Genomic DNA, 18,318 nt, shown 5'->3' on the forward strand with positions numbered 1-18,318 from the left:
TCTGTATCCTTATGTGTGCCGTTCAATAGCCCTGGCCGGGCGCGGCTTCAGTGCCCTCGATGGTCGCGATCAGCGCGTCCAAAAGGCCGCTCGCACCGAAGCGGAACGTCGATGAGGACGCCCAATTGTGCCCCATGATCCTGTCGGCCAGCGCCAGGTAGGATTCCGCATCCTCGCTTGTCTTGATCCCGCCGGCAGGTTTGAAACCGACGATGTGCTCCGCATTGTCCCTGCGGGCTTCCTCGATCGCGGTCAGCATGATTTCCGCGGCTTCTAGCGTGGCATTGACCGGCACCTTGCCGGTGGATGTCTTGATGAAGTCAGCGCCCGCTCCGATCGCGATATTCGCGGCTGCGTGGATCAGAAGCGGATCCTTGATTTCGCCGGTTTCCAGTATGACCTTCAGGATCGCAGGTGCGGGTATTGCCGCCTTGACCCTGATGATCTGTTCTTCGGCAAAGCCTTTTCGCCCGTCCGCAAACGCCTTGTAGGCCATGACAAGGTCGATTTCGTCGGCACCGTCCTCAATCGCCTTTTCAGTCTCTGCGACAACGGCGCCGGTGTCTTCCCCTCCTTCCGGGAAGTTGACAACGGTCGCGACCTTGACGCCCGTTCCCGTCAGTTCCTTGACTGCCTGCGCCACAAATCCCGGCCAGACGCAGACGGCGGCTACAGAACCATGATCCGTCACCGTGCGGCCGGTAAGCTCCGTGATGTCTGCCGCCGAGCAGTCATCGTTAAGATTGGTCAGATCGACGAGCCCGAGGGCACGTTTGGCGTTTTCAATCCTGTCGCTCATCAGCCGACCTCCTTCACAAATGCGCGCACAAGCTGCTTCATACGCTCCATGCCTTTCAGTGCGACCGACTTGGTTTCGTCGTGTGAAAGGGCATGTGTCTGCATTCCGGCACCATAGTTTGTAATGATCGACATGGCGGCAACCCGCAGACCCAGGAAACGGGCAATGATGACTTCGGGAACAGTCGACATGCCAACGGCATCGGCCCCCAGCAACTTGGCGGCGCGGATCTCAGCCGGTGTTTCAAACGACGGACCTGAGAACCACATGTAGACCCCGTCGGCAATCGGATCGCCCGTCTCGGCGGCGACCTTCTTCATCGCTGCCTGCAGATCGGCGTCATAAGCCGCACTCAGGTCCAAAAAGCGTTTCTCGTCCTCTTCGCCGATCAGGGGGTTCTTGCCCGACCAGTTGATATGATCTGAAATGAGCATCGGCGAACCAGGCGCGACTTCCTCGCGAAGAGACCCGGCAGCGTTGGTGGCCAACAGGACTTCGCAGCCGAGCTCCTTAAGCGTTTCAACGGGTGTTCGCATGACCGAAGGATTGCCGGATTCGTAATAGTGCGCCCGTCCGGACAGGATGACCACCGGAACGCCGGACAGCGTTCCTGCGACAAGCTCGCTGGAATGAGATGTCACGGTGGACACGGGAAACTCCGTCAGGTGTCCATAAGGAATGCGAACCGCATCCTCGACCTCTTCGGCCAGAGCCCCAAGCCCGGAGCCGAGGATCATGCCGATCTTGTAGGAACCTTTGCGGGCTGCACGGACAATGTCCGCGCATTCACGTCCATAACCACTCATCGAGGGTCAGTCCTTCTCGTCTTTCGCTTTGTCTTCAAGTTCAAATGCGGCCGGCAGCAATTCCTCAAGCGTGAAGCTTTGCTTGATGCCATTCAGGTCGGCGACATGAACAACCAGATTTTCCGTTCCGAATTCGGCGAAACGCTGACGACACACGCCGCACGGTGTGCACAGCGCGGCATCGCCAACAACCACCGCTTCCGCGATCTCCCGGTAACCGGCCGCGATCATGGCGCTAACGGCACCCCCTTCCGCGCACACGCTCACAGGGTACGACGCGTTTTCAACGTTGCAGCCGGTAAAAACCGTGCCATCGGGCGTGCGGAAGGCCGCGCCGACAAGGAAGTTCGAATAGGGCGCGTAGGCTTTTTCACGGACCGCTTTGGCCGCTTCAAAAAGCGCGCTCAAATCGCTCATGAACGCTCCTTGAGATAGGGAATTCCGGCCGCTTTCGGGGGAATCGCCTTGCCGATAAACCCTGCCAGAAGGATCACTGTCAGAATGTAGGGCAGCGCCTGGAAGAACTGCACCGGTATCTCACCGATGCCGGGCACTTCCTGGCCCTGCATGCGGATTGCCACTGCATCAAGGAAGCCGAAGAGCAGGCACGTCAGCATCGCGCTGGCCGGCCGCCATTTGGCGAAGATGAGCGCCGCAAGTGCAATGAAGCCCTTGCCGGCTGTCATGTTGACCCCGAACCCAGCGCCTTGCGCGATGGAAAGATAGGCTCCGGCAAATCCGCACAGTATCCCGCAGGCAATCACGGCTCGGTAACGCAGCCAGGTAACCGATATTCCGGCCGTGTCGACGGCCGCCGGATTTTCACCGACGGCGCGCAGGCGCAGGCCGAAGCGCGTGCGGAACAGCACCCACCATGTCAGCGGCACGGCAAGGAATGCGGCGTAAACCAGAATGTTGTGGCTCGAAAGGAGCTCCGTGTAGATCGGGCCGATGACCGGTACGTCACGGATCTGTTCTGCAAACGGCCAGGCGATGTCGGTGAACCGGCCACCTTCCGGCAGTGCCGGCGTGCGGCCGCCCTGGCGGAACCAGGTTTGCCCGAGCAGGGCCGTCAGACCGGCTGCAAGGAAGTTGATGGCCACGCCGGAGACGATCTGGTTGCCGCGGTTCGAAATCGATGCAAACCCATGCAGCAACCCAAGCGATACGGACACAGCAATACCTGCCATAAGTCCAAGCCAGGCGTTCGCCGTAATGTATGCCACAGCACCCGCGCCAAAGGCAGCGCCGAGCATCTTGCCCTCAAGGCCGATATCGACAACGCCCGAACGCTCCGAATAAAGACCGGCAAGGCACGCCAAAAGCAGCGGTGTGGACAGGCGTACGGTTGAATCGAGGATCAGGATGAAATCTTCGAACATGATTACGCCTCCTTCGCCTTAAGGGGCTGTGCGGGCGCAAACAGCCGGATGATCGCAGGCCGGAACATATATTCCAACGCACCGGCAAACAGGATCACCAGCCCCTGGATAACGATGATCATGTCCCTCGTAATATTCGGCATCTCGAACGAAAGTTCAGCGCCGCCCTGGTACAGCATTCCAAACAGGATTGCCGCGAGAATAATTCCAACCGGGTGGGCTCGGCCCATCAGCGCGACAGCGATCCCGACAAAGCCGTAGCCGGTCACGAAATCGATCAGGAGACGATGCTGGGACCCCATGATCTCGTTGATGGCCATCATTCCCGCAAGACCGCCAGAAATCAGCATCGTGATGACGATTGTCCTGACCGGTGAGATACCCGCGTAGACAGCGGCAGTTGCGTTTGCGCCGAAAGACCGGATTTCAAAACCGAGTTTCGTGCGCCAGATCAAGAGCCAGACCAGCACACACGCGGCGAGTGCCACGAAGAGTGACAGATTGACCGGTGCGTATCCAAAGCCGAATGACGGAAAGAGGTCATTCAAAAACGGCAGTCGGCCGCCCGCCTCGAATGTCCGGGTCTCGGGCTGCATGGAGCCCCTTTCCTTCAGCACTCCGTTGAGCAGATAGACCATCAACGACGATGCGATGAAGTTGAACATGATCGTTGTGATGACGACGTGGCTGCCGCGCGTTGCCTGCAGCCACGCGGGGATGAAGGCCCACGCTGCCCCCATTGCGGCGGAACCGATAATCGCAAACGGCAGGGTCAGATACCATGGAACGACCGTGTCAAACGCAAGGCACGCCACGGCGACACCGAGACCGCCGAGGTAGGCCTGTCCCTCACCGCCGATATTGAATAGACCGGCATGAAAAGCCACGGCAACCGCAAGCCCGGTGAAAATGAAGTTGGTCGCATAAAACAGCGTGAAGCCGATGCCTTCGCCATATCCGAGCGAGCCCCAGACGAGAATCTGGACCGCCTCGAGAGGGTTTTCGCCGATCAGGACAACGACAAGGCCGGACACGAGAAAGGCCGCGGCAAGGTTCAGGAAGGGGATCAGACCGAGGTCGACCCAGCGTGGCAACTGGCCCGGGGTCATTGGACACCTCCTTCAACCGAGTTGTTGTTGTCGACACCGGCCATGAGCAACCCGAGATCGCCCTCTTCGGCGTTGGCACCGCGCTCACCTACAATCCTGCCGTCGAACATGACGAGAACCCTGTCCGACAACGCCCGGATTTCATCCAGTTCCACCGAGACCAGCAAAATGCCCTTGCCGGCGTCCCGCATTTCAACAAGTCGCCGGTGAATGAATTCGATCGCACCGATATCGACACCCCGCGTCGGCTGGCCGACCAGAAGCACTTCCGGATCCCGCTCGATTTCGCGTGCAAGCACGATCTTCTGCTGATTACCACCTGAGAAGTTGGCCGTTTTCAGCATCGGATTGGGCGGGCGGATGTCGTATCTCTCGATTTCGGCAACCGCGTTTTTCTTGATGGCAGCAAGATCCATCAAAAGGCCTTTGGAATAAGCGGGATCGCGATGATAGCCGAGAATGGAATTCTCATATTCGGTGAAACTGTTGATCAGACCCATGCGGTGACGGTCTTCGGGGACGTGTGCCATGCTTTTTTCACGCATGTCGGCGGCATTGAGCGTGCTTGTTCCCAGATCTATCGTTTCGCCATGAATTTTCAGGGTCCCGCTTGTCGCCCGGCGAATTCCGGAAAGCGTCTCCAGCAACTCGGACTGGCCATTGCCTGAAACGCCGGCAATGCCGACGATTTCGCCGGCTCGGACCGAGAAGGAGACGTCCTTGACCACCTGTACGCCCCGGCTGTCCGTCACCGTCAGGTTGCTGACTTCCATCACGGGCGCTTCGGGTTCAGCCGGTTTCTTGTCGACGCGCAACAAGACCGACCGGCCGACCATCAGCTCCGCGAGCTTTTCCATGGATGTGTCCTTGGTTTCCACGGTGGCAACCATCTCGCCGCGCCGCATGACGGAGACCGTGTCGGTGATCGCCATGATCTCGCGCAGCTTGTGCGTGATCAGGAGAACTGTCTTGCCCTCGTTTCTGAGCACTTCGAGGATCTTGAAGAGATGATCAGCTTCCGCGGGGGTCAAGACGCCTGTCGGCTCATCCAGGATGAGGATCTCGGCGCTGCGGTAGAGCGCCTTCAAAATCTCGACGCGTTGCTGCAGGCCGACCGGCAGATCCTCGATCAGGGCATCAGGGTCAACCCGAAGTTCATACTCATCCTCCAGCCGCTTCAACTCGGCACGTGCGCGGTTCAGACCACCTGCCAGCAGTTGGCTGTCTTCCGCGCCCAGAACGACATTTTCCAGGACAGAGAAATTGTCGACGAGCATGAAATGCTGGTGCACCATGCCGATACCCATGGCGATGGCGGCCTTGGAATCAGGGATCACCACCTTCTTGCCATCTACGACAATGTCACCGTTGTCCGCGTGATAAAATCCGTAGAGGATCGACATCAGCGTCGACTTGCCCGCGCCGTTCTCCCCGATGATCCCGTGAATGGATCCTTTCTTCACCACAAGGTCTATGTCCCTGTTGGCATGGACCGGACCAAAACTCTTGTTGATCTTTCGCAGCTCGATTGCCGGCGTATCGCTCATGCCTTCCCCCAGGCCTGACGGTTGTTCTTTATCATTGTCTGTTGCCCCCTGTGGCTGCCCTGTTTCTTCAGAACGGGCACGCGCCTTCGGTAACGACATCATGAACCTTAACGGTTCCGTTCGAGATGTCATTGACGGCAGCCTCGGCAGCGGCCTTCATGTCGTCAGAGACGAGCCCGGCGTTGTTTTCGTCGAGCACCCAGTCCATGCCCCCTTCGGCAAGTCCGAGAACCTGAATTCCGGGCGTGAAACTATCGTTTTCAGCTGCCTGAAAGCTGTCATAGACCGCGTTGTCGACACGCTTTCGGATCGACGTCAGGATCTTGCCGGGATGAAGGCCGTTCTGATTGCTGTCCGTGCCGATACCCAGAATGTCCGCGTCCGCCGCCGCCTGCAGAACCCCGAGGCCTGTACCGCCGGCAGCCTGGATGATCACGTCGGCACCGCGCTTGATCTGCCCGATCGCCAGCTCACCGCCACGGACCGGGTCGGTAAATGCAGCAGGCGTATCACCGGTCATGTTGAAGATCACGTTGATATCAGGATCGACGGAAAGCGCGCCTTGTTTGTAGCCGCACAGGAAGCGCCTGATGATCGGGATATCCATGCCGCCAACGAAGCCGATCGTGCCGCTTTGCGTTGCCATCGCCGCCATAAGGCCTGCGATATAGGCGCCCTCCTGTTCCTTGAAGACGTAAGATCTGACATTGGGCTGGTCCACGACCATATCCACAATGGCGAAATCCGTGTCTGGAAAGGTCGGAGCCACCTGCCCGAGCGCGTTGGCCTGATTGAAGCCGATCGCGACAACCGGTTCGCTGCCACGGCTCGCGAAATTGCGCAGTGCCTGGAGACTTTGCGCGTCGCGATCAAGTTCGAATTCCCGCACCGCCTTACCGGTCTCCTCCTGAAACCGTTCGACGCCGGAAAAGGCGCTTTCATTGAAGGAGCCGTCGAATTTGCCTCCGACGGAATAGACGATCGCCGGGTCAGCGAACGCGGCAGACATCGAAAATGCGACGGCGGCAACCGCGCACACTACACCTGATTTCATGCGGAACATCCGATCCCCCAGCAGAACGATTGGGCGACTGACCACTTTGCGAGAGAGCCTCCGCGCAGCGCGCGCGGAGGCATTTGGTGGGTGTTAGTTCGGGCAGGATTCGTCGGACATGTAGTCGTGAACGACGATTTCGCCGGTAATGATCTTCTGGCTTGCCTCTTCAACGGCTGCCTTCATCTCATCGTTGACGAGTTCCGCGTTGTTGTCGTCCAACGCCCAGTCGACGCCGCCTTCTTTAAGTCCGAGAACTTCGAAGCCGGAGGACCAGGTGTCGTTTTCGGCGTCTTCGAAGGCCTGGTAAACGGCAATGTCAACACGCTTCAGCATGGATGTCAGAACGGAACCGGGATGCAGGCCGTTCTGGTTGCTGTCGACGCCGATGCCAAGCTTGCCGGCGTCCGCAGCGGCCTGAAGCACGCCGATTCCGGTACCGCCGGCAGCGTGATAGACAACATCCGCGCCGCGGTCGAACTGGGATTTGGCGAGCTCGCCGCCTTTTACCGGGTCGTTCCAGGCCGCGCCCGTCGTGCCGGTCATGTTCTCAAAGATTTCAGCGTCCGGATTGGCAGCAGCAACACCTTGCTTATAGCCACAGGCGAACTTGCTGATCAGCGGAATATCCATGCCGCCGACAAAACCGACTTTACCGGTTTCCGAAGCCATGGCCGCAAGCATGCCGACAATGTAGGAGCCTTCATGCTCCTTGAAGAGGATCGAGCGGACGTTCGGAAGGTCGACGACCATGTCGACGATCGCGAACTGGAGGTCCGGAAACTCCTTGGCGACTTTTTCAACGGCATTGGCCTGTGAGAAGCCGATCGCAACGATCGGGTTCATGCCGCGCTTGGCGAAGTTGCGAAGCGCCTGCTCACGCTGGCTGTCGTTCTGGATTTCGAAGTCGCGGTATTCGATGCCGTAGTCCTCTTTGAACTTTTCAGCGCCGGAATAGGCGGCTTCGTTGAACGACTTGTCGAAGCGGCCACCGAGATCGTAAAGCACGGCCGGCTTGGTATCAGCCGTCGCGCTCACAACAGAAAAGGCCAGTCCGGCAAGCGCCGTGCCGATGGTAAGAAACTTTTTCACGTTTATGTCCTCCGACATGCGGGGGCCGTCTTATCCTGACTGGCCCGTTTCCCCTCGTGACCCAGCCGCTTCATGCGGACTGTGCCAACTGCAATCCGACCCGTGCACTCAAAGCCCTCGCAAGGGTCTCGTCCGCCACCAGGTCGGTGATGACACCGGTACGCAATGCAGCAAGCGTGGCATCCACCTTGCTCTCACCACCCACCAGCGCAATAACGCGGCGCCCGCGCACTTCATCGAAGTGCAGTCCGACGGCGCAATCGCCGAGCGGATTGGGAACCAGTTTTCCTTCAATCGTCAAAAATCGGCCCATCAAATCACAGACCGCCCCGCAGGACATCAGTTCTTCCTGCTCCTGCTTCGAAATCATTCCGCGCTGAACCAGATGCCCCTCGTTCTCAACCGATCCCAGGCCGATCAGAAAAGCGTCGGATTGACGGGCCCGCGCCATGAGGTCCTGCACGCTGCGCTGCGTCAGGAACATTGCCTTCTCGTCCCGGTTTTCCGCAAAATAGGGAACCGGCAGGTAGTAGCCGATACCACCGGTCCGCTCCTGCATCTTCTGGACAATATCATAAGGGTTTGCCGCAAGCGTTCGTGTGAGCGAACCGCATATGGACATGATTTCAAGATCGGGGCGAGCTGTTTTCGGCAGCGCCTCGACAGAGGCCGTCAGCGTTCTGCCCATCCCGACTCCCAGACGGGTGACGCTCGGACCGGTGAGCAGTCCCGTCAGGAATTGCGATGCCGACACAGAAATGGCGCGCAAAGCCGCCTCGTCGTCCCCGCCACCGAGATCGGGCGCAATGATGCAATTGGTAAGCCTGAAATGACGGGAGAGTTCCTTTTCCAGCTGCAGGCATTCCATTGGACGGCCATCTATCTGGAACTTCACGTAACCGGATTTTTGAGCATGGGCGATCAGGCGGTGCACTTTGGCGGGAGAAACACCCAGTTGAGTGGCGATTTCGCCCTGCGTGCGACCGCCCACGAAAGACAGCCAGGCCGCCCTGATGGCCATATAAGATGTCCAGTCGTCCTCACGCACCTGCATTTGCGTCGACACCTTCCCATCGGGTCCGCCTGAAAACCGGCACAACCCAGCCAACGATTCGCAGCCCCTCCCGGGAGCTTTTCTTTGTCGTGCGCCCATTTCGCAATTTGCGCCGAAAAATTCTTCACCTAGTGAGAATTTATTCAGATCATGACCAGCACCGGCGCTTTCGTCAACTAAAAAAACACCTGAATTTTGGGCAAGTTGCTGCTTTTCGGGGCAGTTGCCAATAAATTTGCGCCAAAGCCCAGGCGGCAAAAATTGCCTCTCGATGTCAGAAATGTGACGTCGTTAGGCAAATTTTGCCTAGTAATCCGGCATTTATTTCCTATCTGTGGAATATACGCACTCCGTGCGCATTTGATTTTGCCAGATAAATTCATTTCAGCTACGTTTGGCACGTAGCTTGCTAAGTAAATTCTCAAGCTAACCCAGGGCCTTTCTAATGCCTTCGTAGAAATCACAGGGATCAAAAAGACGAGCAATAGCAAAACAAAATAAAAATGGGGAGACGTGGCACCACGGTCGAAAGGCCGAAATAAGGAGAAAACCATGCGTCTCGACATAACAAAAGTCTGTGCACAGACAGTAACAAAACGACTGTCCATTCTAGGAGCAGCCATACTGCTCACCACCGCGGCCGCCGAGGCACGCGATTACCGGCCGGCTTTGCCCGTGGCCGCGAACTTTACCTACGATCCGGCCAATGAAGTGGACGTCGAACTCGTCCTGGCTGTCGACATCTCCCAATCCATGGACACCGAAGAACAGGAAATCCAGCGCGCAGGGTATGTGGCAGCCCTGACGTCGCGCGAATTCCTTGATGCGATCCAGGTCGGCCCGATCGGCCGTGTTGCGGTGACCTACATGGAGTGGGGCGGTGTTGACGAGCATTTCATCGTTGCCGACTGGACAATTGTCCAGGATTCGACCTCAGCTTCCCATTTCGCATCGAAAATCGCCGAAGCTCCGCTACGGCAGGTGCAGCGGACATCGATTGCGTCCGCTCTGCAGAAGTCTGTCGAACTGGTCGAGACCAACCAGTATATGGGCTTGCGCCGGGTCATCGACATATCGGGTGACGGACCGAACAATCAGGGTGGCTCCGTAACGGAAATGCGCGACCGGATGATTGCCGCCGGCGTCACCATCAACGGACTTCCGTTGATGATGAAATCGAACAAGAACACATGGCAGGCCATGCTCAATCTTGACCACTATTACGAAGATTGCGTGATCGGCGGCCCAGGTTCCTTTGCAATTCCCGTTCGGTCGAAAGAAGGGTTCGCCGACGCGATCCGGATGAAACTGGTTCTGGAAATAGCCGGTCTTCACCTCAATGAACCTGATCCTTACTTTCAGCGCGTTTCAGCACGCGAACCGGTGAGGTGTAACCTTTTCGACTGATCAAGGAATGTCTTTCTCCTTATAACCTGCCGCGCTTCGGACGGGAGCGCGGCATTTTTTTGTGAAGCTTAAAAAATGCGCGGAATTTCCGGTTTCCGGCAAGATCCGGCGCATCACCCTTTGCGCCTGCCACTCTTTGGGGCTAATAACCTTCCCGCTGCCCGTCTCAAAGAGGATCCACAATGCCAGCCAATCCAACCCTCGCACTCGTTGCGCACGACGCCAAGAAAGATGCGATGGTGGAGTTTGCAACGCGTCATCGGGAAAAACTGGCTTCGTTTGATCTGGTTGGAACCGGCACGACCGGCGGCCGTGTTCTGGATGCCTGTCCGGAGCTGTCTCTCGCCCGGCTGAAAAGCGGACCGCTTGGCGGCGATCAACAACTGGGCGCCATGATTGCCGAGGGCCGTCTGCAGGGTCTCTTCTTCTTTGTCGATCCGCTGTCACCACTGCCGCATGATGTCGACGTCAAGGCCCTGATGCGCCTGGCTCTCGTTTACGACATTCCAATGGCTCTCAACGAATCCACGGCAGACATTCTTCTCAGATCCGCCCGATTGCAGGGTCTTCAAACAACCTCGGATACGCCGGAGGTTGGATCGGCCTGATCATGAGTTTCTCCGAACGCTCCACGACCTTTGCCTATCCTGTTCTGGTGGCCGATATTGGCGGGACCAATGCCCGCTTTGCGCTGGTCGACGACAGCAATGCCGCAACGCGCATGTGCGGCAAGACCGCAACTGCGGGTCATGCCGACATTTCGTCTGCCATTCGTGAGGTTGTTCTTCCGGAAACGGAGACAAGACCTCGGACCGCCATCATTGCCGTCGCCGGACCGGTGACGGGCGATGCCATCCCCCTGACGAATGCGGCCTGGGTTATCGAGCCGTTGAAAATGATCGCCGATCTCGGGCTGGAGCAGGTCATCGTCCTGAACGATTTCGAAGCCCAGGCGTTGGCTCTGCCCGGATATGACGGATCGGACATTGAGCAGGTCGGCAGCGGAGCCGTTCGTGCAAACAGCGCGAAATTCGTTTTGGGACCGGGCACCGGGCTCGGTGCTGCGGCAATGATCTTTGCAGCCGGCACCTGGATACCGGTACCGGGAGAAGGCGGTCATGTTGAACTTGGTCCGGTAACACCTGAAGATGTCGATATCTGGCCCCATATCGAGCGGTTCGGAGGCCGTATCGGAGCAGAGCAGCTGCTCAGCGGAACGGGAATGCCGAGGCTTGCCAGAGCGGTGGGCACCTGGATGAAAGCCGAACGGTCCTTCGAAACACCTGCCAGCATTACGCAGGCCGCCGACGACAATGATCCCGTCGCGGTCAAGACACTGGAAGTGTTTGCCCGCAGCCTCGGCCGCGTCGCGGGGGATTGCGCGCTAACAGTCCTTGCGCGGGGCGGCGTCTACCTGACCGGCGGCATCACACCCAGGATCACGCGCTTTCTGCAGGATGGCGGGTTCAGGTCGGCCTTTGAAGCCAAGGCGCCACATGAAACCCTGATGGCAAAGATACCGACCTTTATCGTCCGCCATCCCGACCCCGCGCTCGAGGGACTTGCCTCTTATGCAAGAGATCCGCAAGCATTTGCGGTTGACCTTCAGGGGCGCCAATGGATGGCGGATCTCCCGACCGCAAAAAGGTGACGCTGCCGGCCATGTCTGCGCCACGCACCTTCGGATCTCCTCTCCCGATCGATGCCGTCCTGCCGGAGCTTTTGACGACGCTTGACGCGCATTCGAATGCGGTTTTGGTTGCTGCTCCGGGAGCCGGAAAGACGACGCGCGTCCCGCTAGCGCTTCTTGATGCAAACTGGCGCAAGGACGGCAAGATACTGGTGCTGGAGCCGCGCCGCCTTGCAGCACGTGCCGCGGCAAGGCGCATGGCAAGCGAACTCGGTGAACGGCCCGGCGAAACTGTCGGATACCGGGTACGCATGGAGAGCAAGGTCAGTGCGAAGACCCGGATCGAAGTGATCACGGAAGGCGTTTTCACGCGGCTTATACTTGATGACCCTGAACTTTCAGGCATTGCCGCAATACTCTTCGACGAATTTCACGAAAGGAGCCTGGAAGGCGATCTCGGTCTTGCCCTTGCCCTTGATGTGCAATCAGCGCTGCGCGAAGACCTGCGCCTTGTCCCGATGTCTGCAACGCTGGATGCCGCGGGAATTTCAAAACTGCTCGGGGATGCGCCGGTCCTGGAAAGCAAAGGGCGCAGCTTCGAAGTGGAAACAAAGTATCTGGGCCGGGACCCGAAGGAGCGTATTGAACCGCAGATTTTCCGCGCAATTCGACAAGCTCTGACAGAAGAGAGCGGCTCGCTGCTGGTCTTTCTTCCCGGTCAGGGTGAAATCAGACGCACGGCGGACCTCCTCTCCGGCAAAGTGCCTGCGAGCTGCGTTATCGCGCCGCTCTATGGTGGTCTTGACGCCAGGGCTCAAGACGCTGCCATCCGGCCAGCTGAGCCCGGGACCCGAAAAATCGTCCTGGCGAGCGCGATTGCACAGACATCGCTGACGATCGAAGGCGTTCGTGTGGTGATCGACAGCGGTCTTGCACGTGTTCCCAGGTTCGAACCGCAGACAGGGCTGACACGCCTTGAAACCGTTCGCGTGTCCCGCGCTTCGGCGGACCAGCGGCGCGGGCGTGCAGGCAGGACGGAGCCGGGGGTCTGCTACCGGCTGTGGGATGAAGCACAGACCGTGGCACTGCCGGCAAGCGAAACACCTGAAATCCTGGAAGCAGACCTTACCGGACTGGTTCTGGACCTCGCGTCCTGGGGCACTTCCGATCCGCACAGCCTGGCGTTTGCGAACCCGCCACCGGCGGCTGCCTGGAAAGAGGCCACCTCGCTCCTTGAAGATCTGCATGCGCTTGATGCGAACGGCCACCTGACCTCACAGGGCAAAAAGCTGTCGAAGCTTCCGCTTCACCCGCGGCTGGCGCATATGATGATTGAAGGGTCCGACCGGAATCTTGGCTCCACCGCTGCCCAGATCGCGCTTCTTCTGTCGGAACCCGGCCTGGGCGGCCGCGATCCGGATCTGCGCGCAAGGCTTCGAAATCTTCAGAACGACAAGAGCCAGCGAGCCCGGGATGGCCGTGCGCTGGCCCAGAAGTGGCTCCGCCAGGCAGGTGGCGGCGAAACAAGAATCGACACCGAAAGCGCCGGCCTGTTGCTTGCACTTGCCTATCCGGACCGTGTTGCCCAGGCGCGCGGTCAAACGGGACGGTTCCGCCTTGCCAACGGGCGCGGCGCTGAACTTGACCGTGAGCACGCGCTTTCTGGTGAAGCCTTCCTGACCGTTGCCGATATCCAGGGCAAGGCTGCCAGCGGCCGTATCCAGCTGTGCGCGCCGATTTCGCGCGATGACATCGAAGAGCTTTTCGCTGACGCCATCCTTGAAGAGGACGAGGTGCAGCTCACCGGCGACGGTGTTCTGAAGGCCCGCCGCGTCACCCGCTACAAGGCCGTCGAGCTTCAATCTGTTGCGATCAAATCTGCCAATCCTGCGGCGGTAGAAAAGGCGCTGGTCAGTGAAATCAGACGGCGTGGCATCTCGCGTTTGCCGTGGAGCAAGGATCAGCTGCGATTACGCAGGCGTGTGGCCTATGTCCGGGAAAACGGCGCAGAAGACCTTGCCGATCTGACAGACGACACTCTTAACGACACGCTCGAAACCTGGCTGCAGCCCTATCTTTCCGGCCTGACCAGCGTTACCGCTGTCGATGCCGCGCTGCTTGGCAATGCGCTGGCCGGCCTTCTGCCCTACGATGCTTCTGCAAGGCTCGACACACTTGCCCCGTCCCATTTCACTGCCCCGACAGGCAGCAGGATACCGATCGACTATGGCGCGGCCGCAGGACCGACATTGTCTGTCCGCGTGCAGGAACTGTTCGGCCTGAGCGATCATCCGAGCGTTTGCGAGGGAAAACTGCCGCTTATCCTGGAACTGCTATCGCCCGCGCAGCGCCCTATCCAGATCACCAGGGACCTGCCCGGCTTCTGGGCGGGCTCCTGGGCGGACGTGAAGGCGGACATGAAAGGCCGCTATCCCAAACATCCCTGGCCGGACGATCCGACAGAAGCGGAAGCAACCCGGCGTGCGAAACCAAGGGGCGGAAAACCTCAAGACTGAGAGTTTCAGAGATCGCGCTAAAGCTCTCCCTCGTCATCCCGGACACCGCGAAGCGGAGATCCGGGATCGGTGAACCTCGGTGTCTCTTCCATGATCAGGAGCACACGAGCTCCCCGATCCCGGCGCGCGCACTGCTTGGCCGGGATGACGATGGAGAGTTTGGGAGCGATCATCTTTTTTCCGATGCCGCTAAGTCCTCTTTAGGTGTCCGAGGAGGCGAAGCGGGTGGCACTGTCACCGAAGACGACATTGTTGGACAGAACTACCTCTTCCAAAGCAAAAACCCCTCCGTCGTCATCCCGGACGAAGCGGAGCGGAGAGCCTCGGAGTCTCTTCCATGATCTTGAGCGCGCGGGCTCCCCTATCCCGGCTCGCGCGTTGCTTGGCCGGGATGACGATGGAGAGTTTGTGGGCGATTGTCGTACTTTTGATGCGGCTCAGTCCTTTTTTAGGTGTCCGAGGCGGCGAAGCCGGTGGCACTGTCACCAAAGGCGACAATGTTGAACAGAACTACCTTTTCCAGAGCAAACACCCCTTTGTCGTCGTCCCGGACGAAGCGGAGCGGAGATCCGGGACCGGAGAGCCTCGGAGGCTCTTCTGAGAGATTGACCAAACGAACTCCCCGATCCCGGCTCACGCGTTGCTTGGCCGGGATGACGATGGAGGGGCTTGTGGGCGATTGTCGTACTTTTGATGCGGCTCAGTTTCTTTAGTCGTCCGAGGCGGCGACGAGGCTGGCGTTGCCGCCGGCAGCTGCGGTGTTGATCGAGACGACCTGTTCAAGGGCAAAGCGGGTCAGGTAGATCGGACCGCCCGCCTTGGGGCCGGTACCGGAGAGACCGGAACCGCCAAAGGGCTGCGTGCCGACGACCGCACCGATGGTGTTGCGGTTGACATAGACGTTGCCGACGGAGAGCCGGTCAACAACCTTGGTCACCGTCGCGTCGATGCGGCTGTGAACACCGAGCGTCAATCCGTAGCCTGTTGAGGCGATCTGATCGAGCACCATGTCGATGTCCTTGGCCTTGTAGCGCACGACATGCAGGACGGGACCGAAGACTTCGCGTTCCAGAGCCTCGGCCTTGTCCAACTCGATGATATGCGGCGCGACCCAGGACCCGCTTGAATGAGAGCCGGTCGGTGTTTTTCCCGCGAACCGCAGGGTCTGGCTTTCCGCCATGTCGTGGACGTAGGCCATGATGTTGTCACGCGCCTCGTCGTCGATCACCGGACCGATGTCGGTCGAGGGCAAGCGCGGGTCGCCGAGGCTCAGTTCCTGTGCAGCGCCTTGAAGCATTTCAAGCAACGTGTCGGCGACATCCTCCTGCACATAAAGCAGACGCAGCGCTGAACAGCGCTGTCCAGCGGAGCGGAAGGCCGACATCATCACATCGTCGCAGACCTGTTCGGGCAGAGCTGTCGCATCAACCAGCATGGCGTTGATGCCGCCGGTCTCGGCAATCAGGGGCACAATCGGTCCGCGTTTGGCCGCAAGCGTTCCGTTGATTGCCCAGGCGGTTTCGGTCGACCCGGTAAAGGCCACGCCGGCAACATCCGGATGAGATGTCAGGGCAGCGCCGATATCACCCTCGCCCGGGACAAGAAGGAAGGCATCTTCCGGAATACCGGCCTCATACATGAGCTTTGCTGTTTCAAAGGCGATCAACGGGGTCTGTTCGGCAGGTTTTGCAACGACCGCATTCCCGCCAAGAAGGGCAGCGCTGATCTGGCCGAGGAAGATCGCCAGCGGAAAGTTCCACGGCGAGATGCAGACAAAGACACCGCGCCCGCGATACCTGTAGCGGTTTTCTTCACCCGTCGGGCCCGGCATCAGCCTGCCCTCGCCGAAAAGCGTGCGGGCCTCATTGGCGTAATAGCGGCAGAAGTCGACCGCTTCCCGGATTTCCGCGATCCCGTCCGGCAGGCATTTGCCGGCCTCCATGGAAAGGATCATCATCAGGCGGTCGCGGTTTTTCTCCAGAAGATCTCCCAGTCGTTCCAGAGCGGCGGCGCGTTCGTTGACTGGCTTTCGCGACCAGGATTCAAAGCCCTGACGTGCGACCTCGATCGCCTTGCGTGCCGTTTCCACATCGGCAAAGCGCACCGTTCCGACCCGGGTGTTGCCATCCATTGGCGCGAAGACCGGATGCGGTTCACTACCAGTGGCAAGACCCGACCCGAGCGGCCCGGCATCGGTGAAAGGCGGCCGAGTCGTGGCCATGCCTTCCTGCAAGTGATTTCGTTCCAGAGCAAAGCCGAACTCAATACCCTTGGCATTGCGGCGGCTATCGCCGTAAAGGTCGACCGGCAACGGGATGGACCGGTTGACCGCATGATGGCCGTTGTCGAGGATTTCAGACGGGCGTTTCAGCATGCTTTCGACAGAGACGTTGGCATCGCCCACGATGGTGACGAAAGACGAGTTGGCGCCGTTTTCAAGAAGACGCCGGACCAGGTAAGCCAGAAGATCCTTGTAGCCACCGACCGGCGCGTAGATGCGGCACGGAAACCCGTCGCGCTCGCAAATGGACTTGTAGAGGCTCTCTCCCATGCCGTGAAGGCGCTGGAACTCGTAGCCTTCCGATGAGCCCCCGGCCAACTCGATGATCTGGGCAACGGACAGGGCGTTGTGCGTGGCAAATTGCGGATAGAGTACGTCCCGGGCTGCCAGCATCCGCTTTGCGCAACACAGGTAGGAGAGATCCGTCGCCGCTTTGCGGGAGAAAACCGGATAGCCGTCGGCTCCTTCTTCCTGGGCGTGCTTGATTTCCGTATCCCAGTACGCCCCCTTGACCAGACGCACCATGAGTTTGCGGTTGCGTTTTCTGGCGGCATCGACCAGCCAGTCTATGACCTCCACACCACGTTTCTGGTAGGCCTGAACGGCCAGCCCGAAGCCATCCCAGCCCTCGGTGACGGGATCTGACAGGAGCGCTGCGATCACATCGAGCGAGATCTCCAGCCGGTCGGCCTCTTCCGCATCGACGGTGAAATTGAGGTTCCGGTCCTTCGCCATCTGCACCAGTTCGCGCAGTTTCGGCAACAACTCGTCACGGACACGGTCACCATTGACGGCTTCATAGCGAGGGTGAAGGGCGGACAGCTTGACCGAGATGCCGGGCCTGTCCGGCAGTGGTGTGTCACCCGCCGACTCTCCAATCGCTGCGATCGCGTTTGCATAGGACTGGAAATAGCGCTCAGCGTCTCTGGCGGTTCGGGCCCCCTCTCCCAACATGTCATAGGAATACCGGTATCCCTTCGCCTGTTGCACTTTCGCGCGCTCAAGCGCTTTTTGAATGGTTTCGCCGAGCACGAACTGGTGTCCGAGAAGCGTCATCGCCTTGCGTGTTGCAACGCGCACTGTCGGCATGCCCATGCGCTTGACCAGGCTGGACAGAATGCTCTGCGGCGTGTCGCCCGGATGCAGCAAGCGGGATGTCACGCCAAGCGCCCAGGACGAAGCAGAGACCAGCCAGGTGTCGGATTTGTGCCCGGAGGGGTCGTCAAAACGTGCAGCTGCCAGCTTATCCTCGATCAGCTTGTCCGCCGTGCCGGCATCGGGCACGCGCAGCAAGGCTTCGGCAAGAACCATCATTGCAAGACCTTCGCGCGTGGTCAGGCCGAATTCGCGCATGAAGTCTTCCACCCCGCCAAGACCGACCTGCACTGCCCGCATGTCTTCAATGTAACCGCGCGCACGCTGATCAATCAGTTTCTCGACAACGGGATCGCCTGTCGCTTCTTTCAGAAGCGCCTCGACCAGTTGACGCTCGTCGGGCGCGTAAGCAGCCCGGAACGGTTCCAGACCGGTGTTGTTCACCGTTGTCATTGCGGCGGCGGTTGCGGTCATAGACACCTCCCAATACGGCCCTCAAGGCCCAATCAATACATTTCTCTAAAATAGTCGATCCAGAGGTATTTT

At 59.2% G+C, this 18,318-nt stretch carries 16 protein-coding genes; 4 read left to right on the top strand and 12 right to left on the bottom strand.

Features of this window, described 5'->3' with window-relative positions:
* Positions 1-22 precede the first annotated feature (22 nt).
* From deoC to Q0915_RS15630, 9 genes are all read right to left on the bottom strand, one after another.
* Positions 23-799, bottom strand: coding sequence for a deoxyribose-phosphate aldolase (gene deoC, locus Q0915_RS15590; RefSeq protein ID WP_299475222.1), 777 nt, complete (start codon positions 797-799; stop codon positions 23-25).
* Complete coding sequence (locus tag Q0915_RS15595; RefSeq protein WP_299475225.1) at positions 799-1,605, bottom strand: purine-nucleoside phosphorylase; 807 nt, start codon at positions 1,603-1,605, stop codon at positions 799-801. The genes deoC and Q0915_RS15595 overlap by 1 nt, the downstream gene beginning before the upstream one ends.
* Positions 1,606-1,611: 6 nt before the next feature.
* A complete protein-coding gene (locus Q0915_RS15600; protein ID WP_299475227.1) occupies positions 1,612-2,022 on the bottom strand; it encodes a cytidine deaminase in 411 nt (136 codons plus the stop codon).
* Positions 2,019-2,987 (bottom strand): ABC transporter permease, encoded by a 969-nt coding sequence (locus Q0915_RS15605; protein WP_299475230.1) that lies wholly within the window; start codon positions 2,985-2,987, stop codon positions 2,019-2,021. The genes Q0915_RS15600 and Q0915_RS15605 overlap by 4 nt, the downstream gene beginning before the upstream one ends.
* 2 nt (positions 2,988-2,989) lie before the next feature.
* A complete protein-coding gene (locus Q0915_RS15610) occupies positions 2,990-4,096 on the bottom strand; it encodes an ABC transporter permease (RefSeq protein WP_299475233.1) in 1,107 nt (368 codons plus the stop codon).
* Entirely contained in the window at positions 4,093-5,643 is a 1,551-nt protein-coding gene (locus tag Q0915_RS15615; protein ID WP_299475236.1) for an ABC transporter ATP-binding protein, read from the bottom strand. The genes Q0915_RS15610 and Q0915_RS15615 overlap by 4 nt, the downstream gene beginning before the upstream one ends.
* 67 nt (positions 5,644-5,710) lie before the next feature.
* A complete protein-coding gene (locus Q0915_RS15620) occupies positions 5,711-6,697 on the bottom strand; it encodes a BMP family ABC transporter substrate-binding protein (protein ID WP_299475239.1) in 987 nt (328 codons plus the stop codon).
* 93 nt (positions 6,698-6,790) lie between these two features.
* Positions 6,791-7,789, bottom strand: a complete 999-nt coding sequence (locus Q0915_RS15625) for a BMP family ABC transporter substrate-binding protein (RefSeq protein WP_299475242.1) — start codon at positions 7,787-7,789, stop codon at positions 6,791-6,793.
* 70 nt (positions 7,790-7,859) lie between these two features.
* Positions 7,860-8,855: a sugar-binding transcriptional regulator gene (locus Q0915_RS15630; RefSeq protein ID WP_299475245.1), complete on the bottom strand. Its 996-nt coding sequence runs from the start codon at positions 8,853-8,855 to the stop codon at positions 7,860-7,862.
* 540 nt (positions 8,856-9,395) lie between these two features.
* Here Q0915_RS15630 and Q0915_RS15635 point away from each other — a divergent pair.
* From Q0915_RS15635 to hrpB, 4 genes are all read left to right on the top strand, one after another.
* Entirely contained in the window at positions 9,396-10,250 is an 855-nt protein-coding gene (locus Q0915_RS15635) for a DUF1194 domain-containing protein (RefSeq protein WP_299475248.1), read from the top strand.
* Positions 10,251-10,432: 182 nt separating this feature from the next.
* The gene (locus Q0915_RS15640; protein ID WP_299475251.1) at positions 10,433-10,858 is read left to right on the top strand and encodes a methylglyoxal synthase; all 426 of its coding nucleotides are present in this window, start codon (positions 10,433-10,435) and stop codon (positions 10,856-10,858) included.
* 2 nt (positions 10,859-10,860) lie between these two features.
* A complete protein-coding gene (locus Q0915_RS15645) occupies positions 10,861-11,901 on the top strand; it encodes an ROK family protein (RefSeq protein WP_299475254.1) in 1,041 nt (346 codons plus the stop codon).
* 11 nt (positions 11,902-11,912) lie between these two features.
* A complete protein-coding gene (gene hrpB / locus Q0915_RS15650) occupies positions 11,913-14,396 on the top strand; it encodes an ATP-dependent helicase HrpB (protein ID WP_299477032.1) in 2,484 nt (827 codons plus the stop codon).
* A gap of 17 nt (positions 14,397-14,413) precedes the next feature.
* On the opposite strand, the gene Q0915_RS15655 is transcribed toward hrpB, so the two are convergent.
* From Q0915_RS15655 to putA, 3 genes are all read right to left on the bottom strand, one after another.
* Positions 14,414-14,569, bottom strand: coding sequence for a hypothetical protein (locus Q0915_RS15655; protein ID WP_299475257.1), 156 nt, complete (start codon positions 14,567-14,569; stop codon positions 14,414-14,416).
* A gap of 275 nt (positions 14,570-14,844) precedes the next feature.
* Positions 14,845-15,009, bottom strand: coding sequence for a hypothetical protein (locus tag Q0915_RS15660; protein ID WP_299475260.1), 165 nt, complete (start codon positions 15,007-15,009; stop codon positions 14,845-14,847).
* A 96-nt stretch (positions 15,010-15,105) separates the two neighbouring features.
* Positions 15,106-18,246: a bifunctional proline dehydrogenase/L-glutamate gamma-semialdehyde dehydrogenase PutA gene (putA, locus tag Q0915_RS15665; protein ID WP_299475263.1), complete on the bottom strand. Its 3,141-nt coding sequence runs from the start codon at positions 18,244-18,246 to the stop codon at positions 15,106-15,108.
* Positions 18,247-18,318: the final 72 nt, after the last annotated feature.

This window comes from uncultured Roseibium sp., from assembly GCF_947494555.1.
GTDB lineage: Bacteria > Pseudomonadota > Alphaproteobacteria > Rhizobiales > Stappiaceae > Roseibium.

Bases quoted from the DNA above. Each gene is read 5' to 3' on its own strand.
- Q0915_RS15620 (WP_299475239.1), bottom strand. From the start codon at position 6,697: ATGAAATCAGGTGTAGTGTGCGCGGTTGCCGCCGTCGCATTTTCGATG.
- Q0915_RS15610 (WP_299475233.1), bottom strand. From the start codon at position 4,096: ATGACCCCGGGCCAGTTGCCACGCTGGGTCGACCTCGGTCTGATCCCC.
- putA (WP_299475263.1), bottom strand. From the start codon at position 18,246: ATGACCGCAACCGCCGCCGCAATGACAACGGTGAACAACACCGGTCTG.
- deoC (WP_299475222.1), bottom strand. From the start codon at position 799: ATGAGCGACAGGATTGAAAACGCCAAACGTGCCCTCGGGCTCGTCGAT.
- Q0915_RS15595 (WP_299475225.1), bottom strand. From the start codon at position 1,605: ATGAGTGGTTATGGACGTGAATGCGCGGACATTGTCCGTGCAGCCCGC.
- Q0915_RS15640 (WP_299475251.1), top strand. From the start codon at position 10,433: ATGCCAGCCAATCCAACCCTCGCACTCGTTGCGCACGACGCCAAGAAA.
- Q0915_RS15600 (WP_299475227.1), bottom strand. From the start codon at position 2,022: ATGAGCGATTTGAGCGCGCTTTTTGAAGCGGCCAAAGCGGTCCGTGAA.
- Q0915_RS15645 (WP_299475254.1), top strand. From the start codon at position 10,861: ATGAGTTTCTCCGAACGCTCCACGACCTTTGCCTATCCTGTTCTGGTG.
- Q0915_RS15615 (WP_299475236.1), bottom strand. From the start codon at position 5,643: ATGAGCGATACGCCGGCAATCGAGCTGCGAAAGATCAACAAGAGTTTT.
- Q0915_RS15655 (WP_299475257.1), bottom strand. From the start codon at position 14,569: ATGATCGCTCCCAAACTCTCCATCGTCATCCCGGCCAAGCAGTGCGCG.
- Q0915_RS15635 (WP_299475248.1), top strand. From the start codon at position 9,396: ATGCGTCTCGACATAACAAAAGTCTGTGCACAGACAGTAACAAAACGA.
- Q0915_RS15605 (WP_299475230.1), bottom strand. From the start codon at position 2,987: ATGTTCGAAGATTTCATCCTGATCCTCGATTCAACCGTACGCCTGTCC.
- hrpB (WP_299477032.1), top strand. From the start codon at position 11,913: ATGTCTGCGCCACGCACCTTCGGATCTCCTCTCCCGATCGATGCCGTC.